The following is a 24,116-nucleotide window of genomic DNA, read 5'->3' as shown; positions in this document are numbered from 1 at the left end:
AGATAAAGTGTCTGCCGAAACGCAATTTGGTTTCTCGGTAAATACATATGCTGTCGGGGACCTTGTAGAGATTATCAATGAAGTAACATCACACGAGATCGATGAATTAATTCGCGAGTATGAACAAACTTATGAATTAGCTGACAATGTGAAAATTGATGGTGATAAACGAGATAGTCTGAAAGAAGCTGCCCGCATAGAGATTGGACTTCGTAAATTTCTTGTAGCGGGTAATTATAAAGGATTCACTGATACGTTTGAAGATCTTCATGGAATTGTTCAATTACCTGGACTCGCGGTCCAACGTCTGATGGCAGAGGGGTTTGGGTTTGCGGGAGAAGGAGATTGGAAAACACCTGCGTTAGTTCGCGCTTGTAAAGTGATGGGAGCCGGTCTACAGGGAGCCTCTGCATTCATGGAAGATTATACGTACAATTTCAACCCAGATAGTGCAATGGTACTTGGTTCTCATATGCTTGAGGTTGATGCGGCTCTAGCTGCGAGTACTCCACGTGTCGAAGTTCACCCGTTAGGGATCGGCGGTAAGGCGGATCCAGCGCGACTAGTCTTTAATGGTATCAGTGGGGCAGCGTTAAATGCATCCCTTGTGGATATGGGCACGCGGTTCCGACTCATTGTAAATAAAGTGGAGGGTATTCCAGTGACAAATGATCTACCGAAACTACCTGTAGCCCGTGTGTTATGGAAACCGCTACCTGATATGAAGACAGGCTGCAGTGCTTGGATTTTGGCTGGAGGAGCACACCATACCGCTTATAGCTTAGCTTTAACCCCTGAATATCTTGAGGATTTTGCTCGTATTGCAGGCGTTGAATATGTTGTTATCGATGAGAATACGACGCTACCGAATTTGGAAAATCAACTTAGATGGAACGAGCTGTATTATCTGCTCAAAAAATAAATAATAAAAGACTTTCCTTGTTGTTCAACTCAGGACAGATTGAGGAAAGTCTTTTTTCTAACCTTTATAAATAACGATGGAAAAATTCGCGACAGTAGACTACGTAATCTTTGTAATCTATTTTTTCTTGGTAGCCGGATACGGTTATTGGATATACCGTAAAAAAACAAACTCAGCAGGGGGGAGCAAGGATTATTTCCTTGCGGAAGGATCATTAACATGGTGGGCTATTGGAGCCTCTTTAATTGCTTCAAACATCTCGGCTGAACAGTTTATTGGAATGAGTGGTAATGGTTTTGAGGTGGGAATTGCTGTTGCCGCTTATGAATTAATAGCAGCGATCGCACTTATTGTTGTTGCAGTTTGGTTCATACCGGTATATCTGAAGAACAAGATCTTTACGATGCCACAGTTTTTAAATAACCGCTATAATGAAACAACTAGTTTAATTATGGCTGTATTTTGGCTGTTTTTGTACGTGTTTGTAAACTTGACATCCATTTTATATTTAGGTGCTATTGCTATTTCCAGTATGGCTGGTGGTGGAGATAGTTTCCATATTATCATGGTCGCCCTAGCAATTTTCGCCGTGATTATCACGCTGGGAGGAATGCGCGTTATTGGGTTTACCGATGTAATCCAGGTCGTGGTGCTTATAGTTGGCGGTATCGCTACTACCTATGTGGCATTGACTTTGGTGAGTGAGCATTTTGGTTTAGGAAAAGATGTTATAGCAGGATTCAATAAGTTGATGGAAGATTCGCCGAGTCACTTTAATATGATCGTTGAAAAACCTGGGCCCGGGGCCTCTCAAGAAGAGATTAATAAATACCTTATGCTACCTGGAATTGGGATGTATCTCGCAGGGATTTGGATCGTGAATTTAAATTATTGGGGATGTAATCAATATATCACGCAACGTGCGTTAGGGGCGAATCTTAAAACGGCTCGTTTAGGAATTTTGTTTGCAGGTTTTTTGAAGCTTTTGATGCCAATCATAGTTATGCTTCCGGGGATTGCAGCTTATGTGCTTTATAAGAATGGAGCATTACAAGAAGAGATGGCACCAGGTGGTGTTTTCCATGCGGATAATGCCTATTCCGCAATTTTGGGCTATCTGCCTAATGGTATGAAGGGACTGGCACTCGCGGCCCTTACTGCAGCCATCGTTGCAGGTCTCGCTGGTAAAGCCAATAGCATAGCAACGATTTTCACGCTTGATATCTATAAGAAATATATTCGTAAAGATGCGAGTGAAGCAAAAATGGTTTGGATAGGGAAAATAACGATTGTAGTTTCTATCTTAGTGTCTGTACTTTTCACATGGAACGATACCCTCGGTATTGGCGGAGCAGGCGGATTTACTTTCATACAAAAATACACTGGCTTTATTAGTCCCGGAGTTTTTGCGATGTTTTTATTGGGGATGTTTTGGAAACGTACAACGGGAGCGGCTGCGATTACAGGCCTTGTCACAGGGTTTGGACTATCAGTATTCTTTAACGAATTTGCTACCAAAGTGTTTGGACCGGAAACCTGGATCTATACGGCCTATATAAATAGAAGTGGGGAATATGAAATCCCCTTTCAAATTTGTATGGGTCTAGCCTTTGCATTTACTATTGCATTGATGATCATTGTCAGTTTATTTGGACCAAAAGAAAATCCAAAAGCGTTTACGTTGGACAGCAAGATGTTCCGGGTGGAACCATCCATATTGGTGCTGATTGTTGTAACATTGCTCTTAGTGACTGCAATATACGTGCGCTTCTGGTAAGTAACTTGTACAATATAAACACTTAATTGATATGAAAACTAATATTTTAACAGTTGCCTTAATAGCCTCCGCGCTAACCTTTGGTTGCCAACAAGGGACTAATGATCAAAAAAATAATGCAACCTCGGATACCGTAGATACGACCTCTACGGGTTTTGATGGTCTCATTGATAAAAAAAATGTAAAACTTTATTCATTACAAAATGGCGGCGTTTCCTTAACGCTAACTAATTATGGAGCACGGTTAGTAAGTTTGAATGTTCCTGATAAATCAGGGGCGAGTAAAGATGTTATTTTGGGTTATGAAACTGCACAGGAATATAAAGATAACGCGAATAATTTCTATGGCGCCATCGTTGGACGTTATGGAAATAGGATTGGTGATGCCACGTTTACTTTAGACGGAGAGAAATATGACCTGGAGAAAAATGATGGAAAAAATTCATTACATGGTGGAACTAATGGGGTGTTCAATAAAGTCTGGGATGCTGCATCTAGCAACGATACATCGGTTACACTAACCTATGTATCTCCAGATAAAGAAGCAGGTTATCCCGGAACGGTAAATATGAGCGTAACCTATTCGATTGATGGGCAGGGAGGTTTAAATATTCAGTACAATGCTACGACGGATAAAAAAACGGTTCTTAATTTGACCAATCACGCTTATTTTAATTTGAACGGTGCGGGTGCATCCACCATCTTGGACCATCAGTTACAGGTGGACGCTGATGCTATTACGGCAGTTGATCAGACATTAATCCCGACAGGTGAAAGTTTAAAAGTCGCTGGAACACCTTTCGATTTCAGAGAGCCACGTACTATTGGTGAGCGCATTAATCAGGATCATGCTCAGTTGAAAATTGGAGGGGGATACGATCATAATTTTGAGCTTAATAAAACGGATGATTATCAGAAAGTTGCAACTGTATATGCCCCCGAAACGGGCATTGAGATGCAGATTTTTACAACCGAGCCGGGCTTACAATTTTACAGTGGAAATTTTATGAAGCAGGAAGATCCAAAAGGAAAGAAAGGTTTATCATATCCGTTTCGCGCTGCTTTTTGTTTAGAAACGCAACATTATCCTGATGCTCCGAACCATCCTACGTTTGCATCGACGGTACTAGAACCAAGTCAAGAGTATTCATCGAAAACGACGTATAGATTTTCCGTACGTTAAAAAGAAATTTTAATCTTAAATTATGAGAAATAGAGGATTGAAATTAGGCGCTATGCTTTTATTGGCTAGCGCCTCTTTATGCGGTCAAAATAAAGTAACTCTTCGACCATCAATTGACACAGTCACTATAAGTAAGCATATATATGGACATTTTGCAGAGCATTTAGGTCGTTGTATATATGATGGGTTTTATGTTGGTGAAGCAAACGACAGCATTGCCCATACCGAAGGCATACGCAACGATGTTGTTCAGGCACTTAAAAAATTACAGATACCAAATTTACGTTGGCCCGGAGGATGTTTCGCTGATACTTACCATTGGAAAGATGGTATTGGACCGAAGGCGGAGAGACCTGCGATAGTGAATAGCTGGTGGGGGGGTGTCACCGAAGACAACTCATTTGGTACGCATGATTTCTTAAATATGTGCGAGCTTTTGGAGACGGAACCTTATCTGGCTGGAAATGTAGGGAGTGGCGAAGTACAGGAGTTGGCCGACTGGGTTCAATATGTTAATTTTAACGGAGAGAGCCCGATGTCCGATCTCCGTGTTAAAAACGGCCGAAAGGAGGCGTGGACCGTAAGATATTGGGGTGTCGGTAACGAGGCTTGGGGCTGCGGTGGAAATATGACCGCTGATTACTATGCCGACATTTATAAAAAATACGCAACTTTCATGTCTGCTTGGGGGAACAAAGAAGGCCTTTACCGTATAGCATCGGGTGCAAATTCGGCGGACTATAATTGGACCGAAACCTTGATGAAGAAAATTCCGCACAGTTTAATGAAAGGAGTTGCTCTACATCATTACGCTGTCATCGATTGGAATGCCAAAGGTCCTTCGACAAAGTTCTCCGAAGAACAGTATTTCAAAACAATGAAATCCGGATGGTTTATGAACGAGCTTATCGATAAGCATTCTGCGATTATGGATAAGTATGATCCAGAGGGACGTATCGATCTCATTGTTGATGAATGGGGGGGATGGTATGAGGTTGAACCTGGAACAAATCCAGGCTTTTTATACCAACAAAATACGATGCGTGATGCTATGCTCGCTGGTATGACTTTAAATATTTTTAATAATCACGCTAAAAGGGTGAAAATGGCTAACCTCGCGCAGGCAGTTAACGTACTGCAGTCGGTAATCCTAACGCGGGGAAACCAGATAATATTAACTCCCACATATCATGTGATGGAAATGTATAAAGTTCATCAAGATGCGCGACAGATTCCTTTGGATATTTCTACAGATAGCTTCACTTTTGCAGGGGATAGTATTCCCGCGCTATCGGCCTCGGCCTCTAAAGATGAAATGGGAAAGATTCACGTGTCGCTGGTGAATATTGATCCTACCAATAATAAGAAGATATCAATCGGTCTCGGTGGGATAAAAGCTTCAAATGTTGAAGGTCGTATATTGAAATCGCAAAACCTTCGCGATTATAATACATTTGAGAAACCGGAAACTATTGTTCCGGCTCTTTATAAAGAAGCAAAACTTCGTGACGGGACGATCGAAGTTGATATTCCTGCCTTTTCTGTGATTGTATTAGAATTAACTTAAAAAGATCGGTGATGAAAAAAATAAATCTATTTACTGCTCTTATATTACTTTCGTCTAGTTTATTTTCTCAAGCCCCTATCGAGATGAAAATCGCCCTAGATCAACCAGCAGGAGAAATCTCTTCAACAATGTGGGGGGTGTTCTTTGAAGATATTAATTTAGGTGCGGATGGGGGCATCTATGCGGAGTTAGTAAAGAACCGATCTTTTGAATTTGATGCACCCTTGATGGGGTGGAATCAGTTAGGTGAGTTACCTGAAGGATCGATATTGGTGGTTAACGATAGCAAGCGGAAAGGAAATAGACGCTCACTGCGAATCAATAAGAAAGTAGATTTTGCTGCCGGATTGCAAAATGAGGGTTTCCGTGGGATGGGCATTAAACAAGGGGAACGCTATGAGTTTTCGCTGTTATATAAGCAAATTTCCGAAGGTGTGAAATTGAAATTGGAGCTGGTCGACTCTAGCGGTCACGTGCTGGCCGAAGGCCAGCTACCGCTCACGGGTAATGGGGAGTGGCAGACGGCCGCTGTGAATCTCACTGCCAATGCCACTACAGCTGGAGGGAAGTTAAATATATGGTTTCAGGGGACAGGAGAAGTAGTGGTTGATATGCTTTCGCTTTTTCCTGAGGATACATGGAAAGGACGTAAAAAAGGGCTGCGAAAAGATATGGTGCAGATACTTGACGAAATGAAACCTGGGTTCATACGTTTTCCTGGTGGATGTATTGTCGAGGGACGCGATTTGGCAAACCGTTTTCAGTGGAAGAACACAGTCGGACCGATTGAACAACGCGAACTAATAATAAACCGTTGGAATACCGAGTTTTCTCAACGATTAACCCCCGATTATTTTCAAAGTTTTGGCCTTGGCTTTTTCGAGTATTTTTTACTCTCCGAGGATATCGGTGCGGAGCCAGTACCTATTCTGAATTGTGGTATGGCATGCCAGTTTAATACGGCAGAGGTAGTACCTATGGATGAACTTGATGAATATGTTCAAGACGCGTTAGATCTTATAGAATTTGCAAATGGACCGGTGGATTCCCCATGGGGGAAAATCCGTGCTGAGATGGGACACCCTGCGCCGTTTCATTTGAAATTGCTTGGGGTTGGAAACGAAAACTGGGGACCTCAATATGTTGAACGATTAGAAGCTTTCCAAAATATATTGAAGCAAAAGCATCCTGAAATTGCACTTATTGCAAGCTCGGGCACAGGACCCGATGGGGAGCGATTTGAGTATTTGGATGATAAATTAAGGTCAATGAAAATTGATATTATTGATGAGCATTATTATCGTCCGCCAGCATGGTTTTTATCCGGAGCAGCACGTTATGATGATTATGATCGGAGGGGAGCGAAAATTTTTGCGGGTGAATACGCTTCACATACCACTCGACCGAACGGCCCCGGACGTAGCACTTGGGAGGCAGCTCTTTCAGAGGCCGCGTTTATGACCGGGCTTGAGCGAAATGGCGACGTTGTGCGGATGGCGTCTTACGCACCACTATTTGGGCATGTCGAGGGTTGGCAATGGTCTCCCGATTTGATCTGGGTGGATAATTTAAATGTTTATGGAACGCCGAGTTACCATGTTCAAAAGCTTTACTCTTTACATAAAGGAAGTACTATTATTCCAATCAAATACGAAGGAAAGAACGTTACAGGTGCTGACAGTCTATATGCCTCAACGGTATTTGATAGGGATTCAGGAGAGCTGATTATAAAGTTTGTGAATTACAATAATTCATCCACCTCGGTTAATTTTCAGCTTAACTCAAAAAATAAAATTGTCGGGACGGCTTCTAAAATAACGCTAGCAAACCCTGATCTTAACATTGCCAATAGTATTGAACAGCCATTAGCGATACAGCCGGTTACTGACCAGATGAGGTACAACGGAAATGTAGTTAAAGAAACTTTTGCTCCATACTCCTTTACCGTGATAAGAATTCCCGTTCGATAAGAGCTGACGTATTTTAATGGGAAGATATTGAGCCTAAAAAAGCAGGTGTAACACTTGTTTTTTGCAAGAATATAGCAACCATAATCTTTAACGAACGTAGCGATGCCGCCGCTCTCTGACCGATTTTTTTTTGGTTGAAGTTTTTCAGAGGAGGTGATGAAAACTAAACTTTAATTTATGAGAAGCATTATCCTTTTACTTCTGTTTGTAAACTTGTTTCCACAAGCTAAAGCGAGTGAACCTGATTCCGCTTATATCTTCGCGTACAGTACGAGCGCGAATAACCACCATAACGGACTTCACTTCGCTTGGAGCATAGACAAGAAACATTGGCAGGCGATGGGTCCTGAGCGTTCCTATCTGTCATCAGACTACGGCCGCTGGGGGTCACAAAAGATGATGTTTAATCCTTATTTATTTAGATCCCCCGATGGAACTTGGCATTGCGTCTGGGGGCTGAACGAGCATGATGGCGCATTTGCATACACATCCTCAAAAGATCTAATTTATTGGAAGAGTCAGTCTTACCCGTTGGTCTATTCGGAAGGAAATGTTAAGACTCCCGTACTTTCTTTTGACAGTCATTCGAGCGAATATACCGTAAGATGGCAATCTGATAGTACTGATAGCTACGGTGTTTATACAAAAGACTTCAAAACGTTTTCTACACCTCGAAAAGTACGTTATCTAAGTCAGGAGACTAAAATAAATCTCGCTGGGGAAACATTAACCGGCACAATGCACAAAGTAGAATGGGCACAGATAGAAAAACTATTGAGGGCTAATAAATTGGGACAACTTAAACAAACATTGTATAGTGAAAGAGCGATCGACGATTCGGTTCGTTTTCCCACTTTGAAACCTGTGGAGGGAAAACTTTCATTATTAGATTATACGCCAAGAAAAATCAGTGATCTTTTCATGGGAATTTTTTTTGAAGATATCAATTATGCTGCGGATGGAGGACTCTACGCAGAGCTTGTTCAAAACAGAGGTTTTGAATATTCTTCGACGGATAAGGAGGGGTGGAATAACCTAACTTCCTGGAAGGGGAGCCGCGATGATGTCCGATTGCTGATTGATTCCATGTCTCCTGTTCATGAAAATAACAAACATTTCCTAAACCTAAAAGCTCCAAAAGGTCAGGGAGTGATCAATGAGGGTTTTGATGGGTACGCTTTATTATCCGGCCAACCTTACGACTTTACGGTGTATGCGCGTTCAAAAGACAAGAATGTTGATCGTTTAGTCGTACGTATATTGGACAGTCTCGGGCAGGTTGTTGCAGAAGGAAAAACAAAGCGGGTGAGTGAGAAGTGGGCTAAGTATGATGTTACCATACAGGTAAAATCTACAGTACCAAATGCCCGACTATTACTGATGACCGAAGAGGGGACTGTGGTGGACTTAGACATGGTGTCTTTATTTCCTCGAAACACTTTTCGCAATCGTAAAAATGGAATGCGGGCCGATATAGCAAATGCGATTGCTGAAATGAAACCTCGCTTCGTTCGTTTCCCCGGTGGATGTGTTGCCCATGGTGATGGATTGGAAAATATCTATCACTGGAAAAATACAATCGGTCCGTTGGAAGCCCGCCTGGGGCAACGTAACTTGTGGGGTTATCATCAATCGTACGGTTTAGGTTATTATGAATATTTCCAGTTCTGTGAAGATCTAGGTGCTGAACCGATACCTGTTGTTGCCGCGGGTGTTCCTTGTCAAAACTCAGGGCACCATGGTCATCCGATTGGCGGACAGCAATGTGGTATTGCGATGGAGAATATGGGAGCATACATTCAAGATGTCCTTGATTTAATTGAATATGCGAACGGAGATAACAACAGTACCTGGGGGAGAAAGCGTGTTGAGGCAGGTCATCCAGAGCCATTTGGATTAAAATATATCGGTATCGGTAATGAAGACATGATAACCGATATTTTCGTCGAGCGTTTTACGATGATATACCAGGCTGTGAAGCAGAAGTATCCCGAAATACAGGTTATCGGTACGTCGGGGCCCTTTTACGAAGGTACAGATTATGTCGAAGGCTGGAACCTTGCCGATAAATTAAAAATTCCTCTTGTCGATGAACATTATTATACGTCTCCGGGATGGTTTCTTCATAACCAAGATTTTTATGATAAATATGACAGAACGAAGTCTAAAGTTTATTTAGGGGAGTATGCAGCTCACATCTCAGGTCGTGCGAGCACCATTGAAACAGCGCTTGCTGAAGCGCTACATTTATGTAATTTAGAACGAAATGGTGATATAGTTGCAATGACTTCTTATGCTCCATTATTAGCTAAAACGGGGAATACGCAATGGAATCCAGATTTGATCTATTTCGATAACCAGACAGTTAGACCCACTGTTGGTTATTTTGTGCAGCAGCTATTTGGAAGCAACTCGGGAGATGAATATTTTTTTTCATCATTGAAACTTGCAAATAAGGATGAAAGGGTAACAAAACGGGTTGCAAAATCTGTTGTTAGGGATAGCAAAACGGGTGACCTTATTGTGAAATTAGTGAACATGCTACCCGTAGTGGTGAGTCTTGAAACCGATTTTTCCTCGCTTGGTGTAAAAGCAACTACTGCGGAGGCTACCGTGCTTACCGGTGCTCTTGAAGACAAGCATGCAAGGCCAAAGCAATTTCAGCTAGATTTAGAAAACCTTGTCCTTGAACCGTATTCGTTCAGTGTCTTGCGTCTTAAGACGGAGCAATAATTTTCGCTCAAAGATGGTGTAAATAAGAATGTGACTTTTCAAAAACGAGACCCACAATTGATCAAGGGGTATCATTAGTTTTTCATTCAAGAGGTGCTTATTTTGTTGCTCAAGTGATGGAGTCATTATTTCGAATAATATAGTTGTCAGATTGGCGTTTTTGAACTGTCTAATAATCGAACTTCTAAAATTTTGTGACTAGGTTTTCCTCCCTTTGCTTGTATTTTAATTTCGTATTCGTTTTTAATGCTGAGGTTATTTGGCCAATTGAATATTATAGATTGAACACCATCTGTATTTGTTCCTTTTAATGAACCAACGATTATTCCCTCAACTATAATTTCTGTTTGTTGGAGAGCAGGTTCGGTTAAAAACTTGACATATAATTGTGCTTTATCCACATTTTTTTTCATTCTATAACTAAACCATGCCTTGGTTTGTCTCCACCTAATATCGCCGTTTACACCGGCAGTGCTGTTATCCTCTTTTATGAAATGATCCGACTCTGGTTGCTGTTCCCCGCAAACAACCCTGTCTACAGTACGTGAGTTCAGACGCAATTCCTCTCGTTCGCTTTCTGCTAAATGTTTTTGAATGGCAATTCGTTCAACTTCGGTGGCCTGCGGCCAATACAAGATGTAGCGGGAATCATGAATTCCGTAAAAAGGCTCTAATTCCATTTGGATTTTCTTGTCTCCTATATATAAGTTCGTTAATGAAAAATGTAAGGGTTTATTCGGTATTGGTGTCGCCAACTTCGTAAGGTTTTTTGGTTCAGCAGTTAATAGAGGAATGTTTGCCATCGGTATTTGTTTTCCTCTGGCTACGTGTCCCATTCGACTATCATCCGCTTGCAAACCCTTAAGATCGTCGGTTCCGCTACGAGCCGCTAAGACGATCGGTCCATAAAGGAAACTGTAGAAATTACTCTTATCAGGTAGCTGCTCAATATTTATCGCCATAGGAAACCTTATTTCAATGGTATCCCCTTTCTCCCAAACGCGTTCAATGCGAATATAGTCCCCAATAGATTTGTCCGTGCTCCCGCTTTTTCCATTGACTATGACAATAGGTTCTCCGGCAATCCAACTCGGTCTTCTAATGTTTAGAGCAAAAGATGTCGGTTTTTCAGTGTTTACGGTAATACGAGTACTAGGATTTTCAGGGAATTTATTCTCCTGAACGATTTCAACATTCTTTTGTTTCCAATTTAGCGTTGACGGGATAAATAGGTTGACATACAATTCGCTCCCGTTTGACGCATATATCATCTCGCCGTACTTCGCATGATTTTCCATGCCAGACCCTACGCAGCACCACATACTGGTATGGGGTCTGGAATATACTCGGTAATGAGAAGGCCGGATTTGGGTAAAATAAACAAAGCCGCCGTGCTCAGGATGTTGTGTTGACAATATGTGGTTGTAAAGACTTCGCTCGTAATAATCTAAATATTTTCCTTGTGGGGAAGTTTGATATAACATTTTCGTAAGCCTTAACATATTGTAAGTGTTACATGTTTCCGGCCCTTCCACGCTGTACATCATCTTTGAAAAATCATCGATTGGGTTAAAATGTTCGCTGACACTATTGCCACCGATCGAAATTGTTCGTTGTTGTACTACGTTTTCCCAAAAGAAGCTTGCCGCATTCGCCCACTCCGTGTTTTGATCGACATCGGCAATTCGTTTGAATCCTAATACTTTTGGAATTTGCGTATTAGCATGGAGTCCCGTTAGGCTATCTGTGTGCTGTAATAAAGGCTCAAGAATGAGACGTTGCGAGAATTTTTTAGCTAGGTTTATGTATGCAGGGTTACCGGTAATTACGGCAACGTCTGCGAAAATTTCATTCAATCCGCCATGTTCACTTTCTAGCATTTGCTGAATTTGTTCGTCAGATAACTGTTCAACTAGTGCTAGTGCCCAATTTGCCATATTAACAAGCATGGACTTAGCAGATTGATTATCCGTTAATAAATAGGCATCGCGGAGTCCGGCATATGTTTTGTGGATATTATACAGCGGCACCCATTTTTCATTAAGACTAAATCCACTTGCGTTTATTCGCCCATTTTTAATCTCTTCCCATATCTTTTCTCCACCGGGAACCCCTCCTATATAGCCGTTGCCGTTCGCTTTTTGACATCGTTCTAAACCGGAAAGCATATAATCTAAACGTTCTTTTATTCGTGAGTCTCCGGTTGCAGCATACATATAAGAAAGCGCAGATATATAATGTCCACCAATGTGTCCATCGAGTCCTGTATTTTCCCAATTCCCATAAGATGGCCGCACTAATGGTAATTCTGATTCACGTAAAAATGGCGCGAGAAGTCTGTCGGCGTCCATTTCAAGCAAATAATTTAAGTCGACATCTTGGGCGTGCTTGAACGGGCTTGATAGTAGGCGGATATCTCTTATATCGAAATAGTCGACTTTTTTTGTTGTCTGAGCAAATAAAGCGGAGCCGGAACAAGTAGTTATGCAAAATAATATGAAGAAAAGATTTTTTAGAGCCATGTTAGTATTATTCATAGTTAGCTGATATTGTCCTATTGGTTAGCGCGGCGGTGTCGAAAAGGCCTTACTCAAATATAGTTAATATTAGTATTGTTTTTAAGTGTTTTTTTAACATTTATAAAAACGATTATAAAAATGAATGGTTTTTCTACAATTAGCTTTAAATTGTATCTTGTGATCAATGGACGCTAAGTGAATATGAGTATGTGTAGGAGTGTCCACTATTTTGGTAAGTTAATATAAGATTTTTAAGTACTATGAAAGGTTTACAGAAGGTATATCACTCTTATAAATTATTATCGATGCATCAAAGTGTATTTTATTCGTTTTCAGTAGTTTTGATATTGAGTCATGTTTTTTTGAGTTTAAATGCAAGGACATCGGAACCAATTCCTAAATTGAATGATAGAACGTATTGGTTGAAAGAAATGGACCGGATGGCACGACCGGTAATGCGGAGTCTTGCGCATGATAGCCTGCGGATAAATATGCCGAAAATTACGGCACCTAACGTCGATAATAAAGAGCATCGAATTCAGGTACAGTACGTCGAGGTCTTAGGTCGTGTTCTCTCTGGTATTTCTCCTTGGTTGGCACTGGAGGGAGGAGATGAAAAAGAAGTGGCGTTGCGTGATCAATATCGTGCATGGACAATAGCGGGCATAAAAAATGCATTGGATACCGGGGCCCGTGATTTTATGGCTTTTAATTTAGGTGGACAACAACTTGTGGATGCCTCCTTCATAGCATTAGCTTTCTTGCGTTGCCCTTGGCTGTGGGAAAATCTCGATCAGATGGATCGAGATAAATTGGTTCGTAGTATTCAAACTACGCGACAATTCCGACCTTCGTTTTCAAACTGGCTACTTTTCTCGGCTTTGAATGAAGTTTTCTTCGCGAAATTCGGTTATCAATGGGATAATATGCGAATTGACTATGCACTGCGCCAGATGGATCAATGGTATGTAGGCGATGGTATGTATAAGGATGGTCCGCATTTCGCCTACGATTATTATAATAGCTACGTTATACATCCATATCTTAGTGCAATAAAAGACGTTATTAAAGACAAGACGACTAGTTATGATGTTATGTTCAACAAAATTGCTGTACGTAATGAGCGTTATGCAGTTATTTTAGAACGGTTGATTAATAAGGACGGCTCGTTTCCGCCGTCCGGACGATCTATTATTTATCGCGCAGGAGCTTTTCACCATTTAGCGGATATGGCTTTCAAAAAGCGGTTGCCCGAGGAATTAGCGCCCGGGCAAGTGAGAGCTGCGTTAACGGCCGTATTGCGAAAAATTACGGAAAGTCCATACACTTATAAATCCGGTTGGTTGACGATTGGTCTTTATGGAGAACAATTAGGACTTGGTGATTCTTATAATAATCAAGGGAGCCCATATTTAACTTCTCAGATTTTTTTACCATTAGGTCTTTCCGAAGATGATCCCTTTTGGAGTACTCCAGAGGTTCCCTGGAGTGCAAAGAAAATTTGGTCGGGGGGGCAGGCGAAGCAAGACCATAAAATGGTCGATTAGAAATTAACAGTGATGTTATTGTTAAGAATCACTCCGGATCCTTTGGCTGATCAGCTTAGAGTCTTTAAATAAAAATACCCTCCACTTCATTTTTGACGTCGAGGGTATTTTTTTATATTTTTAAATGAAAAATGTTATCTCTTTTTAGTGGGGTACTCTTTGAAGATACCGTGAAGGACATTTGAAACGTTGTTTATCGCTTTTTCAGGAGTAGAGATTGCGGATGACCCACGAGCTTGCCAGATCACAGAATTAGTTGCTCGATCGAGCGCCTCAACGATAATATGCGCGTAGCGATATTTTTCGCTACCGACAGGGTAGGTATAGCCATAGCCGTATCCCCATCCCCACGGTCTGCCCCAACCCCAAGGACCTCCCCATCCGTAGGATGTGTTATATACAGGACGACTTTTGTTATTGACAATTGTAATATATCGGAATAATATATCGGGATTTTCTTTACTGTATTGTAATCCCAAACCCTCTATTTCTTTGTTCGCCGCGTTTAAGATATTAGTTTTGGCGATATCATTGGAAAAATAATCTTTTGATAAAGAGTCTACTGGGGGAAGCCATCCATATGTCTTGTACTGTCCGAAATCAAGGCTCTCCACCTTGGTTGTGTTGTACTGTACAGAAGCACAGGAACTAAGAAGTGCGATGACTCCGAGAATGAATATATAATTTAGCTTTTTCATAAGACTTAAACATTAGTATTTGTTAGACTTCATCTTGTATAATAGGTTTAATTTAAAATGGATATTTCGCAACTAATGGCATTACACGACCGCTGCCAAATGCTTTTGGGCTTACTCGTAAGATCGGAGGGCACTGATACCGCTTAAATTCTGCATTGTTTAGAAGGTTTGAGACCCGTTGTACGGTCGTTTCTTGAAAACCAGCGTTAATGATTTCTGAGGCTGGTTTCTCAAGTTCGATGAGTTGGTACAAGATACTATCTAAAATATCGTACGGTGGCAGAGAGTCGGAGTCTTTTTGGTCGGGGCGTAGCTCCGCAGACGGCGGTTTTACAATCGTATTGATTGGGATAATTTCTCGCTCCCGGTTTATATATTTTGCTAAACTATATGCCTGCGTTTTATAAACATCCCCTATAACACTAAGCGAACCTGCCATATCGCCATACAACGTGCCATATCCCACTGCTGCTTCGCTTTTGTTCGAAGTATTGAGTAGTATATTTCCGAATTTGTTAGATATCGCCATCAAGAGCGTCCCACGAATACGTGCTTGTATATTTTCTTCGGTTAAGTCCGCTGGATATCCTGAAAAGGCTTCTGAGAGAGTGTTGTCAAAACTAGTAGCAACATCTTTTATAGGTATTATTAAGTGTTTACATCCTGTGTTTCCCACCAGATCAAGAGCGTCTTTCAGGGAGTGGTCTGAGGAATACATTGATGGCATGAGTACCGCTAAGACATTTTCAGGTCCCAGAGCTTCGCAAGCCAGGGCCGCAACTATAGCGGAGTCTAGTCCCCCCGAAAGACCCAAGACAGCTTTTTTGAATCCCGATTTTCGAAAATAATCTCGAAGTCCTAGTAGAAGAGCTTGATGAATCAGCGCTATTTCCGAATCAGGTTCATTTTCTTGGTTATTCACAGACATAGCTTGATCGGTGTCTACAATTTGAAAATCTTCTCGGAATCCCTCCAACTGGCATAATAGGTTGCCCATACGGTCGAGGGCGAGCGAACGTCCGTCGAAAATGATATCTGCATGTGCACCAATTTGGTTGACATACACGAGTGGACACCCTGCTTTAATTACGTTTCTTTTTAGAACGTTAATGCGACTTTCAAAGTGTACGTACGAGAATGGTGAAGCAGCAATATTGACAATAAGTGTCGGCTTTTCTTTCCTTAACTCGTCCATCAGGTCTCCGACATAGGAATTGGAGGCGTCATCATCCCATAAATCTTCACAGATTGTAAGAGCGACTTTTTCGCCTTTGATATCGATGCATGATACATGGCGGTTAGGTTCAAAGTAACGATATTCGTCAAAAACATCATAGTCTGGTAATAGACTTTTTTTGCAAATATTTTTAATTTTACCATCTTCGATATAGACAGCTGAATTGTATAACGCCTTGCCTTCTGGATCGTGATTTGGTACAGGCGCGCCAATGATACAGCTAATTCCTTGACTTACTGCAACTATTTTCTGTAAATTTTCATCACATAATGCCAGAAACCGTTTATTCCGGAGTAAGTCTTTGGCCGGGTAACCCCCAACGGCTAGTTCCGCAAAAACGATTAAATCAGCCTTTTCTGTTTTTGCTTTTTGGATCGCAGAAATTATGCGTGTTGTGTTTAGTTCAAAGTTTCCAATATGGTAGTTGAGTTGCGCTAGTGCTATTTTCATCCCATTCGATTTTGTCAGGTCTTCCCTAAGTTAATTTCGTAAATTTAATAATTTACTTTTGTGCTACGAGCAAAAAGAGAAGTATTGAATCGAAATAAATATGTTTTTGTTGAGCCATTTCTTGCGGATGTGCTTAATCGAAAACCTTATTAAACAAAAAATGTCTTTGGAAAGCTCCAAAGACATTTTTTTAGTATAGTCTAAGGAACCTTAGTCAATGTCTAATACTTCGAATTCATACACTAACGGTGTATTGGCAGGGATGTCACCCACATTTTGAGTGTCAAATGCCCAAACAGAAGGCGCGACAACTCTAATTTTGCTGCCTGTTTTCAAACCTTCTTTTGTTAATCCTTTAGGGTAGTAGGTTTGACCATTATAGTCAATAGAATAAGGGAAGAACGAAATTCCCCATATTTGATTGATAATATTTGCATTTGCATTAGAGCCTCCTAAAACGTAGGTACTCCCTGTTGCATCCTCTTTGTATGTTGTGCCTGTAAGGCTTTTTACAGAATATTTCACTTTTACACTAGGATAAACTAAGTTTTGACCAGATATCTCATACTCGTAACTATCGTCTGTTGGCTCGGAAGTAACTTCGTACCAAATGCCTCTTTCTACCGTTTTGTCAAGATACGATAGAGTGATTTTAATGGAGTCTTTGATGGGATTTTCGAATTCAGAATTTGCGAAAGCTTCGATTTGCGTTTTTTGTGAAGTAAGAACAGAGTCAACTCGCTCTTCTATTTTTCTGTATTGTTCGGTGTTGTCGATTGGATCATTATCTTTCATGCATGACGTGAAAGTTACAGCAGCTAGAGCTAGAGCAAAAAATGGTTTGATTAGATTTTTCATAAATTGTTTAATGTTTAACACTGCATAGAACGAGTTCTTTTGTCCCCGCGCTACACGTTTAGTTTATCTTTTTAAAAATAAATATATAAAATGAATTTTTTAGTAAACTAACTATTTGTATTTGATGTCAACGACTTCGACTTCAAAATATAACGGTGAGTTTGCGGGTATGGTTCCCAGTTCCTTAGTGTCATACGCCCACGGTGAGGGAGTAATGAAACGGATGATAGCTCCTTTCCGCAAGCCCTCTGTTGTAAGACCTGCCATTGGCACGGTGTATCCGTTATATTTAACCACTTTCGGAAGGAATGCACTTTGCCAAGCTTTAATAACTCCTCCTAAAGGCATTTCAGCAGTTTCAATTTTATCTTCTGTGTCCTTGTCGTCGGATTCATCGAATACGGTTCCATCGAGCAATGTGCCTTTATAGATTACAGTTATCGTTGGCGCCGTAACGCCTCCATTTGATATTCTATATTGAAATGCCTCGCCTTCGCCAGGATTAACTAAATCATACCAAATTCCTAGTGAATCGTGTAATACTGGGTTTTCGAAATTATCGGTTGCGAATTTCTTGAGTGCGGGGGCCTGCTCGGTAATAACTTTTTGGATGCGTATATTGTTCAGTGAATCTTCGATACGCTGCTGTTCTTGTGCTTTTTCATAATCGAAATCGTCACTCTTGGAACAAGACACAATGGTGAGGGCAGTAATAGCTAGTAGTAAAAATGGTTTAAATAAAGTTTTCATAAAAATTTCAATTCGTATTTCTGGCGTTATAACGCATTAGACAGGGTCAATGCGACAGCAAACATAAACAAAAGCCTTCGAATATTTGATTTTTGGTCATGGGTTTTTAATAATCAACGAGTTAGGGCTTCGATTATTTTTTTCGGCCCCATATAGGTAAAATATCGCTTTCTTATAGTAAAATCTGCGTTTAATAAAATGGTCGTTGGAAAAACAAATTGATTCTTTTTATGGGCGAGGAGTTTCGTGATATCATGATATGAACCCCGCGCTTTGTTCTTGGTTTGATTTTCTATCAGACGACCGTCGAAATAGAAACTCTCGGTACTTTCAGCATCAAATGATACCGCATAGTAGTTTTCGTTGATCGTTTTAATGACCCCTGGATTGAGAAAAACTTCATTTTGCATTTTTCTGCAGTATGCACACCAGTCTGTATGAAAAAAAAGTATTACTTTTTTGGGTTTTGTGTTAAGTGAGTCGGAGAGTTGCTCGAAAGTTATCCAGTTTATCACGGATTGCTGTTGAGCGGTAACCTGCGTGTAAACGAAAAATGTTAGGATGGTGAGGGCTATTCTTCTCATGGTTTTAATTTTTGGAGCAACCTAGCAGAAAGAATGCTAGGTTGCTCCGTGATTCTAATGAAAATGGCCAATTTTTATACCGAACGTAAATGTCCTAGGTTTGGTCGGGCCGTATACGTAGTCTGAATCGCGCAAGGGGCCTTTGTCGAAGTCCTTTTGAAAAGCATTAAACATATTCTGTACCCCGGTAAAGAGTTCAATATTGAAATCTTTTTTTACGACGAAAGTATATCCAAGCCTTAGATTCAATTCCATAAAATCGGGAGAAGTTTTTATAATCATCCCCCCGTCGCTTTGGTAATGCGGAACTTTCATTGCGCCCGTGTATACGCCCGTTAGATCAACAGTAAATGGTTTGCTTGCCTTAAAATTAGTGTTTAGGTACCCATACACATTCGGGGTACGCATGTACTGGTCAACAGTGATGTCATCCTGTGTCCCGTCTCCGTCGAAAATTAGTTGTCCTTCGGTGTATTTGGAACGTTGGATTGTGCCTCCTGCTTGCACAGTAAGGTTACTAGAAGGAGCGACGCTCAATTCGATATTGCTTCCGTACACTTTTGAATGGCTCCCGTTACGCATTTCTTGGATAATTACGTTTTCGTTTTGGGTAGTCATAACTGTCGTAAATGGATTTCGGAGATCTGTGTAGAATCCTTCAATGAGTAAACTTGTCTGCGTATTACCAAAGTTACGCGTATAATTGAACGAACCTGTGTACGCGTTTGAATATTCAGTTTTAAGGTTTTCACCCATCAACACAAACACTTGTTGGCCGCCGATGGAAGTGACATGCATATCTTCATTAAAGGCTTGTGGTGCACGGAACCCTCGTGCGTAACCGCCTCGGAACTGAAGTGATGCAGTGATGTCGTATAGCAACGTAAAACGAGGGCTAAAAGTGCCAAAGTTTTCAGCCGAAGTTCTGGTTTGATCTAAAAGGCGATAATCTCCGTCGATGTGCGTGTAATCATAGCGAGCTCCAATTAACGCTTTTAATGGGTCGATTACCTTCCATTCATATTGTGCGTAGCTGCCCACTGCCTGTGTTTTTTGATCAATGGAACGATCATATGAGGGGATGTTATCCGTCGTACGGTTAGCGTTATACTCTATCCCAGCGGTGAGCACGTCCTTTTCGAAGTTGTAAGTATACTGCGCTCCTCCAACCATAGCGAAATCTTTGGTGATACCGTAAGAATTTGCCGCAATAACGCTGTCCTTTGGACTTCTTGATCCACCTAGACCCCCGTAATAGCTGTCTCTGCTGCTTTTTTGTGCTGAGACATACATTGAAAATTTATGTTTCCAGTCATTGGAGTAGTGATCGTAGGTAATACCTCCGATTAGGGATCTAGTTTGTAGCTGCTCGGTGATGTCGGTAAAATGTGGGGCTAAATCTATTTGATCGCCACCGCGTCGAAACTCGTCCATTACACTTATATCGAGCGTGATTTTGTTATGTTCACTCGGTTTATAGAACATTTTGGAACCAAATGTGGTATTCTTGAGTTTAGTGATTTCGGAAAAACCATCATCATTTGCGTCCCAAGGTTGGCGCTCACGATGCATGCCATAAAAGGTAACACCGCTCATCAGATCCTGATCGACATAGGAGGTATTAAAGTCTATGGTATTGTCCCAAGAGGAGCCGCCAGTAATTGAATTTGTTGACTTAATTTGCCAGTCGTTTTCCACAGGGTCTTTTGTGATTATATTGATAGTCCCGGCGATTGCATTTGCGCCGAATAGGGCAGAGCCACCACTTCTTACAACTTCAATACGATCGATCATACTTGTTGGGATTTGATCCAATCCATACACGCTATTTAATGCGCTAAATACCGAGCGGCTATTAATCAAAATCTGTGAATAAGCACCTTCTAGTCCGTTTAATCTCACCTGTGAAAATCCGCAGTTTTGACAGTTATTCTCTACCCGTACTCCGGGCTGATAGGCGAGGGTTTCGGACATAGCCACGGACTGGGTTGCATTAAATAGTTTCGGTCCAAGTATATTGACGACCACTGGGGCTTCCCGACGATCTAATCCATATCGTGTGGCGCTTACAACGACCTCGTTAATACTGAGATTGTCTTCAAGTAAAGTAATTGTGATTGGTGTTTTATCGGATAGATTATCAAAGGTTTCCTTTTTTGTTTGATAGCCCACGGCTCTTGTGATTAGGGTGAACCGGGAGTCAGGGATATTGACTAATTTAAAATTTCCGTCTTGATCAGAGGATGCGCCAACGGAGCTACCCTGGGCAAGTATTGTTGCATAAGCCACTGGGTCACCAGAGGTATTTTTAACTGATCCATAAATAGTGATTTGAGCGAAAATGGTTAAAGGTATTAAATGGAGTAGGGCGATTAATAACGCCTTATAAGTCGTGGACATATAAAATATTATATTGTTCGTTGATCTTAACGAATACATGAATTAGTAATAACGGATTTTTCTTCTAACATTATGGGCTAGCTGCCATATATTTAAATATCGGAGCGTTCTGCTGATTTTAGTTCTGTTTTATACATTGTATAAAACAGAACTAAAATCAGGGAAGGGCTATTTACGATAAAAAAGCACGAGGCACTACTGCTTTAGTAGATAGAAATAAGAAAAAGTAATTTAGAAGTGTTACCTGTAAGTCGGAGGCCCCCGTAGGTGATAATGGAGAAGAGCTTGAGTAAGTGAACGTTGTGTTAACGACGCGTATTCGACGTAGCTTATGAATGTTCGCAGGGGTGTCTGAAAAATAAACATCTCGGACAACAAGAAATTGCCCGCAAATACTACGTTGAGATATTGGATCTCTCCATCAGATTCATGATGATGGGAAGTGCCTTTTTTTGTAAAATCGTAAGGGTGAACGTGGGTGATGATTTCTCCAGAGGAGGTAACTTCCTTGTGCATAAATACAACACCGCTGACAATAATTATCATCATCCACAGGCTTAATAACCCCGCGACATAGGAACGATATGTAGTGCTAATCTTATGCATAAAAAAAGGCGTTACCGATGAGGTAACGCCGTAAAAATATGGAATGTTTTTGAGATTAGTGGATTAATTTATTGTTATCATCAGGGAAAATTAGAGCCGGTTTATGTACACGTGCTTCATCTTGTGTCATACTTGCATAGGATATAATTATGACAATATCGCCTACCTGTACTAATCTTGCTGCTGCACCATTTAGGCATATTGTGCCTGAACCACGCTCTCCTGGAATAACGTAAGTCTCCAATCGCGCACCGTTATTATTATTTACGATTTGTACTCGTTCATTAGCGACAATGTTTGCTGCATCCATTAGATCCTCGTCAATTGTGATGCTTCCCACATAGTTTAATTCAGCCTGCGTTACACGAACACGGTGAATCTTTGACTTCATTACTTCAATTAACATACTACAAAATTACCGCATTTAGAATAAAAAGGTGAATATTGATGCCGTAAAATGACATTTAGTTTAAAATCATGTTGTCAATTAGGCGTACGCCCTCTATCCATACAACGAGTAAAACAACATGGGAAACTTCAAAATCAATTACTTCAATTTCTTTTAATGTATGACTTTGACATATCGCGATGTATTCTATTTTTATTTCCGGCTCTTCCGCCAAAATGGAGATCGCTTTTTCTTTAAGAAGCAGTGGATCTTCCTCGTAAAAATGTGCTTTTATGTAACTGAGCGCGCGGAATATAGTCAAAGCCTTGACCTTTCCTTGCTCGCTTAATCGCGAGTTTCTTGAACTTAAAGCGAGCCCTTGCTCACTGCGAACGGTTGGACAGATTTCAATATCGATGGGTAGCTTTTTTATTTCAACCATGCGTTTTATAACCATGACTTGCTGAAAGTCTTTTTGTCCGAAACATGCGATATCAGGACTAACTAAAGTAAATAGTTTATAAACTACTTGTGTAACACCTTGAAAATGTCCAGGACGTTCCTTTCCTTCCCATATCTTATCGAGTTCACCCAAATTAATGCGCCAAACAGGTTCGTCCTCTGGGTACATTTCTTTGACCGAGGGTATAAATACAACATCGCAATGTGCATCATTGAGCAGTTGCAAGTCTTTCTCAATCGGTCGAGGATACTTTTCTAGATCTTTAGGGTCATTAAATTGAGTGGGATTAACAAAAATGCTACAGACAACGAGATCTGCAATTTCTTTGGCTCTCTCAATCAATGCTAAATGCCCCGCGTGAAGCGCTCCCATCGTCGGTACAAGCGCTATTTGAAGCCCTTTGGTACGTTGTTGTGCTATATAGGATTGTAGATCCTTTTTGGTTTTAAATGTTTTCACCTTAAAACGTTAAATAAAGGCGCAAAATTGCATAAATAAATTGGTATTATAAAGCCATGAAAACGAACTAATTGTAAAATTCATAAATTTTTCATACCTTTGTATACCGATTTTACGATTCGATTAACAAAAAAAAACAATTGGAGATGGCAAAAACGAAAATATTGTTTGTAACCCATGAGATGTCGCCTTTCCTTGAAATAAGTAAAATTTCTGAAATTACACGCCAGTTGCCGCAAGCTATGCAGGAGAAAGGATTTGAAATCCGTATTCTTATGCCTCGTTTTGGTAATATTAATGAGCGCAGAAATCGTCTTCATGAAGTGATAAGGTTGTCGGGAATGAACATCGTGGTGGATAGCAATGATAATCCGCTAATTATTAAAGTGGCATCATTGCCTACTGCTCGCATGCAGGTGTACTTTTTAGATAATGAAGAGTATTTTCAGCGGAAAAAAGTTTTTCGTGACGACAAGGGAGTGTTTTTTCAAGACAACAACGAAAGATCGCTGTTTTTCTGTAAGGGAGCACTAGAGACTGTGAAAAAATTAGGTTGGGCTCCTGACGTGGTACATTGCCACGGATGGTTTTCTGCAATGGTCCCGGCCTACTTGAAGACAGCCTATAAGGATGACCCGACGTTCAAAGACGCGAAAGTAATTTATTCGTTGTATGCCAACGAAGACTTTGATTCTGTTGGCGCTGAATATGCTACATTGGCAGCTAAAGATGATATGACTGCTGAGGAAGCCGCTCCATACGGTGATGGATCATATACTGATCTATACAAAGGAGCATTGTCATATACTGATATTGCTGTGCTTGCAGACGAAGGAATTGATCCATCATTGAAGTCATTTATCGAGGAAAAGGGGATTCGTAGCTTTACGCCGTCGGGCGATGCGGATTATGACGGATTCTCTGATTTATTTGATGAGTTTTCCACGGTTGACGCGGAAGTCGCAACCGCATAATATCTTTTTTAAAATAGAAATTTATAGAGAC

General features: G+C 40.8%; 18 protein-coding genes. 8 read left to right on the top strand and 10 right to left on the bottom strand.

All coding sequences use genetic code 11. The features are described from left to right. From HP439_RS03290 to HP439_RS03265, 6 genes are all read left to right on the top strand, one after another. The coding region (locus tag HP439_RS03290; protein ID WP_425501304.1) for an L-arabinose isomerase family protein at positions 1-922 on the top strand (922 nt) is incomplete at its 5' end. A 76-nt stretch (positions 923-998) separates the two neighbouring features. After that, positions 999-2,699 carry a sodium:solute symporter family transporter gene (locus tag HP439_RS03285; RefSeq protein WP_172388923.1) on the top strand — a complete coding sequence of 567 codons (1,701 nt, stop codon included), beginning with the start codon at positions 999-1,001 and terminating at the stop codon, positions 2,697-2,699. Positions 2,700-2,730: 31 nt separating this feature from the next. Next, the gene (locus tag HP439_RS03280; protein WP_172388922.1) at positions 2,731-3,882 is read left to right on the top strand and encodes an aldose epimerase family protein; all 1,152 of its coding nucleotides are present in this window, start codon (positions 2,731-2,733) and stop codon (positions 3,880-3,882) included. Positions 3,883-3,904: 22 nt separating this feature from the next. Further along, positions 3,905-5,449 carry an alpha-N-arabinofuranosidase gene (locus tag HP439_RS03275; protein WP_172388921.1) on the top strand — a complete coding sequence of 515 codons (1,545 nt, stop codon included), beginning with the start codon at positions 3,905-3,907 and terminating at the stop codon, positions 5,447-5,449. 11 nt (positions 5,450-5,460) lie between these two features. Beyond that, entirely contained in the window at positions 5,461-7,419 is a 1,959-nt protein-coding gene (locus HP439_RS03270) for an alpha-L-arabinofuranosidase C-terminal domain-containing protein (RefSeq protein WP_172388920.1), read from the top strand. Positions 7,420-7,596: 177 nt separating this feature from the next. After that, on the top strand, positions 7,597-10,152 hold the full coding sequence (locus HP439_RS03265; RefSeq protein ID WP_172388919.1) for an alpha-L-arabinofuranosidase C-terminal domain-containing protein: 2,556 nt from the start codon (positions 7,597-7,599) through the stop codon (positions 10,150-10,152). A 146-nt stretch (positions 10,153-10,298) separates the two neighbouring features. On the opposite strand, the gene HP439_RS03260 is transcribed toward HP439_RS03265, so the two are convergent. After that, positions 10,299-12,689: a glycoside hydrolase family 127 protein gene (locus HP439_RS03260; RefSeq protein WP_172388918.1), complete on the bottom strand. Its 2,391-nt coding sequence runs from the start codon at positions 12,687-12,689 to the stop codon at positions 10,299-10,301. Between the two features lie 287 nt (positions 12,690-12,976). Here HP439_RS03260 and HP439_RS03255 point away from each other — a divergent pair, with 287 nt between their 5' ends. Continuing rightward, a complete protein-coding gene (locus HP439_RS03255) occupies positions 12,977-14,218 on the top strand; it encodes a DUF2264 domain-containing protein (RefSeq protein WP_172388917.1) in 1,242 nt (413 codons plus the stop codon). Between the two features lie 134 nt (positions 14,219-14,352). Here the strand turns inward: HP439_RS03255 and HP439_RS03250 are convergent, their stop codons facing one another. From HP439_RS03250 to panC, 9 genes are all read right to left on the bottom strand, one after another. Then, positions 14,353-14,916 (bottom strand): DUF4136 domain-containing protein, encoded by a 564-nt coding sequence (locus HP439_RS03250; protein WP_172388916.1) that lies wholly within the window; start codon positions 14,914-14,916, stop codon positions 14,353-14,355. 52 nt (positions 14,917-14,968) lie between these two features. Beyond that, positions 14,969-16,603, bottom strand: coding sequence for an NAD+ synthase (locus HP439_RS03245; RefSeq protein ID WP_172388915.1), 1,635 nt, complete (start codon positions 16,601-16,603; stop codon positions 14,969-14,971). A gap of 210 nt (positions 16,604-16,813) precedes the next feature. Next, positions 16,814-17,461, bottom strand: a complete 648-nt coding sequence (locus HP439_RS03240; protein ID WP_172388914.1) for an FKBP-type peptidyl-prolyl cis-trans isomerase — start codon at positions 17,459-17,461, stop codon at positions 16,814-16,816. Between the two features lie 111 nt (positions 17,462-17,572). Further along, entirely contained in the window at positions 17,573-18,211 is a 639-nt protein-coding gene (locus HP439_RS03235) for an FKBP-type peptidyl-prolyl cis-trans isomerase (RefSeq protein WP_172388913.1), read from the bottom strand. Positions 18,212-18,324: 113 nt separating this feature from the next. Then, complete coding sequence (locus HP439_RS03230) at positions 18,325-18,795, bottom strand: thioredoxin family protein (RefSeq protein WP_172388912.1); 471 nt, start codon at positions 18,793-18,795, stop codon at positions 18,325-18,327. A gap of 54 nt (positions 18,796-18,849) precedes the next feature. Next, positions 18,850-21,195: a TonB-dependent receptor gene (locus HP439_RS03225; RefSeq protein WP_172388911.1), complete on the bottom strand. Its 2,346-nt coding sequence runs from the start codon at positions 21,193-21,195 to the stop codon at positions 18,850-18,852. 240 nt (positions 21,196-21,435) lie between these two features. Beyond that, positions 21,436-21,801, bottom strand: coding sequence for a hypothetical protein (locus HP439_RS03220; RefSeq protein ID WP_172388910.1), 366 nt, complete (start codon positions 21,799-21,801; stop codon positions 21,436-21,438). A 55-nt stretch (positions 21,802-21,856) separates the two neighbouring features. Continuing rightward, positions 21,857-22,207, bottom strand: coding sequence for an aspartate 1-decarboxylase (panD, locus tag HP439_RS03215; protein ID WP_172388909.1), 351 nt, complete (start codon positions 22,205-22,207; stop codon positions 21,857-21,859). Between the two features lie 58 nt (positions 22,208-22,265). Further along, a complete protein-coding gene (gene panC / locus HP439_RS03210) occupies positions 22,266-23,111 on the bottom strand; it encodes a pantoate--beta-alanine ligase (RefSeq protein ID WP_172388908.1) in 846 nt (281 codons plus the stop codon). A 146-nt stretch (positions 23,112-23,257) separates the two neighbouring features. On the opposite strand from panC, the gene HP439_RS03205 reads away from it, so the two are divergent. Continuing rightward, a complete protein-coding gene (locus tag HP439_RS03205; RefSeq protein WP_172388907.1) occupies positions 23,258-24,085 on the top strand; it encodes a glycogen/starch synthase in 828 nt (275 codons plus the stop codon). Positions 24,086-24,116: the final 31 nt, after the last annotated feature.

The sequence above is a fragment of the Sphingobacterium shayense genome, assembly GCF_013179575.1.
GTDB lineage: Bacteria > Bacteroidota > Bacteroidia > Sphingobacteriales > Sphingobacteriaceae > Sphingobacterium > Sphingobacterium shayense.
This window is presented reverse-complemented; position numbering and strand designations above follow the sequence as displayed.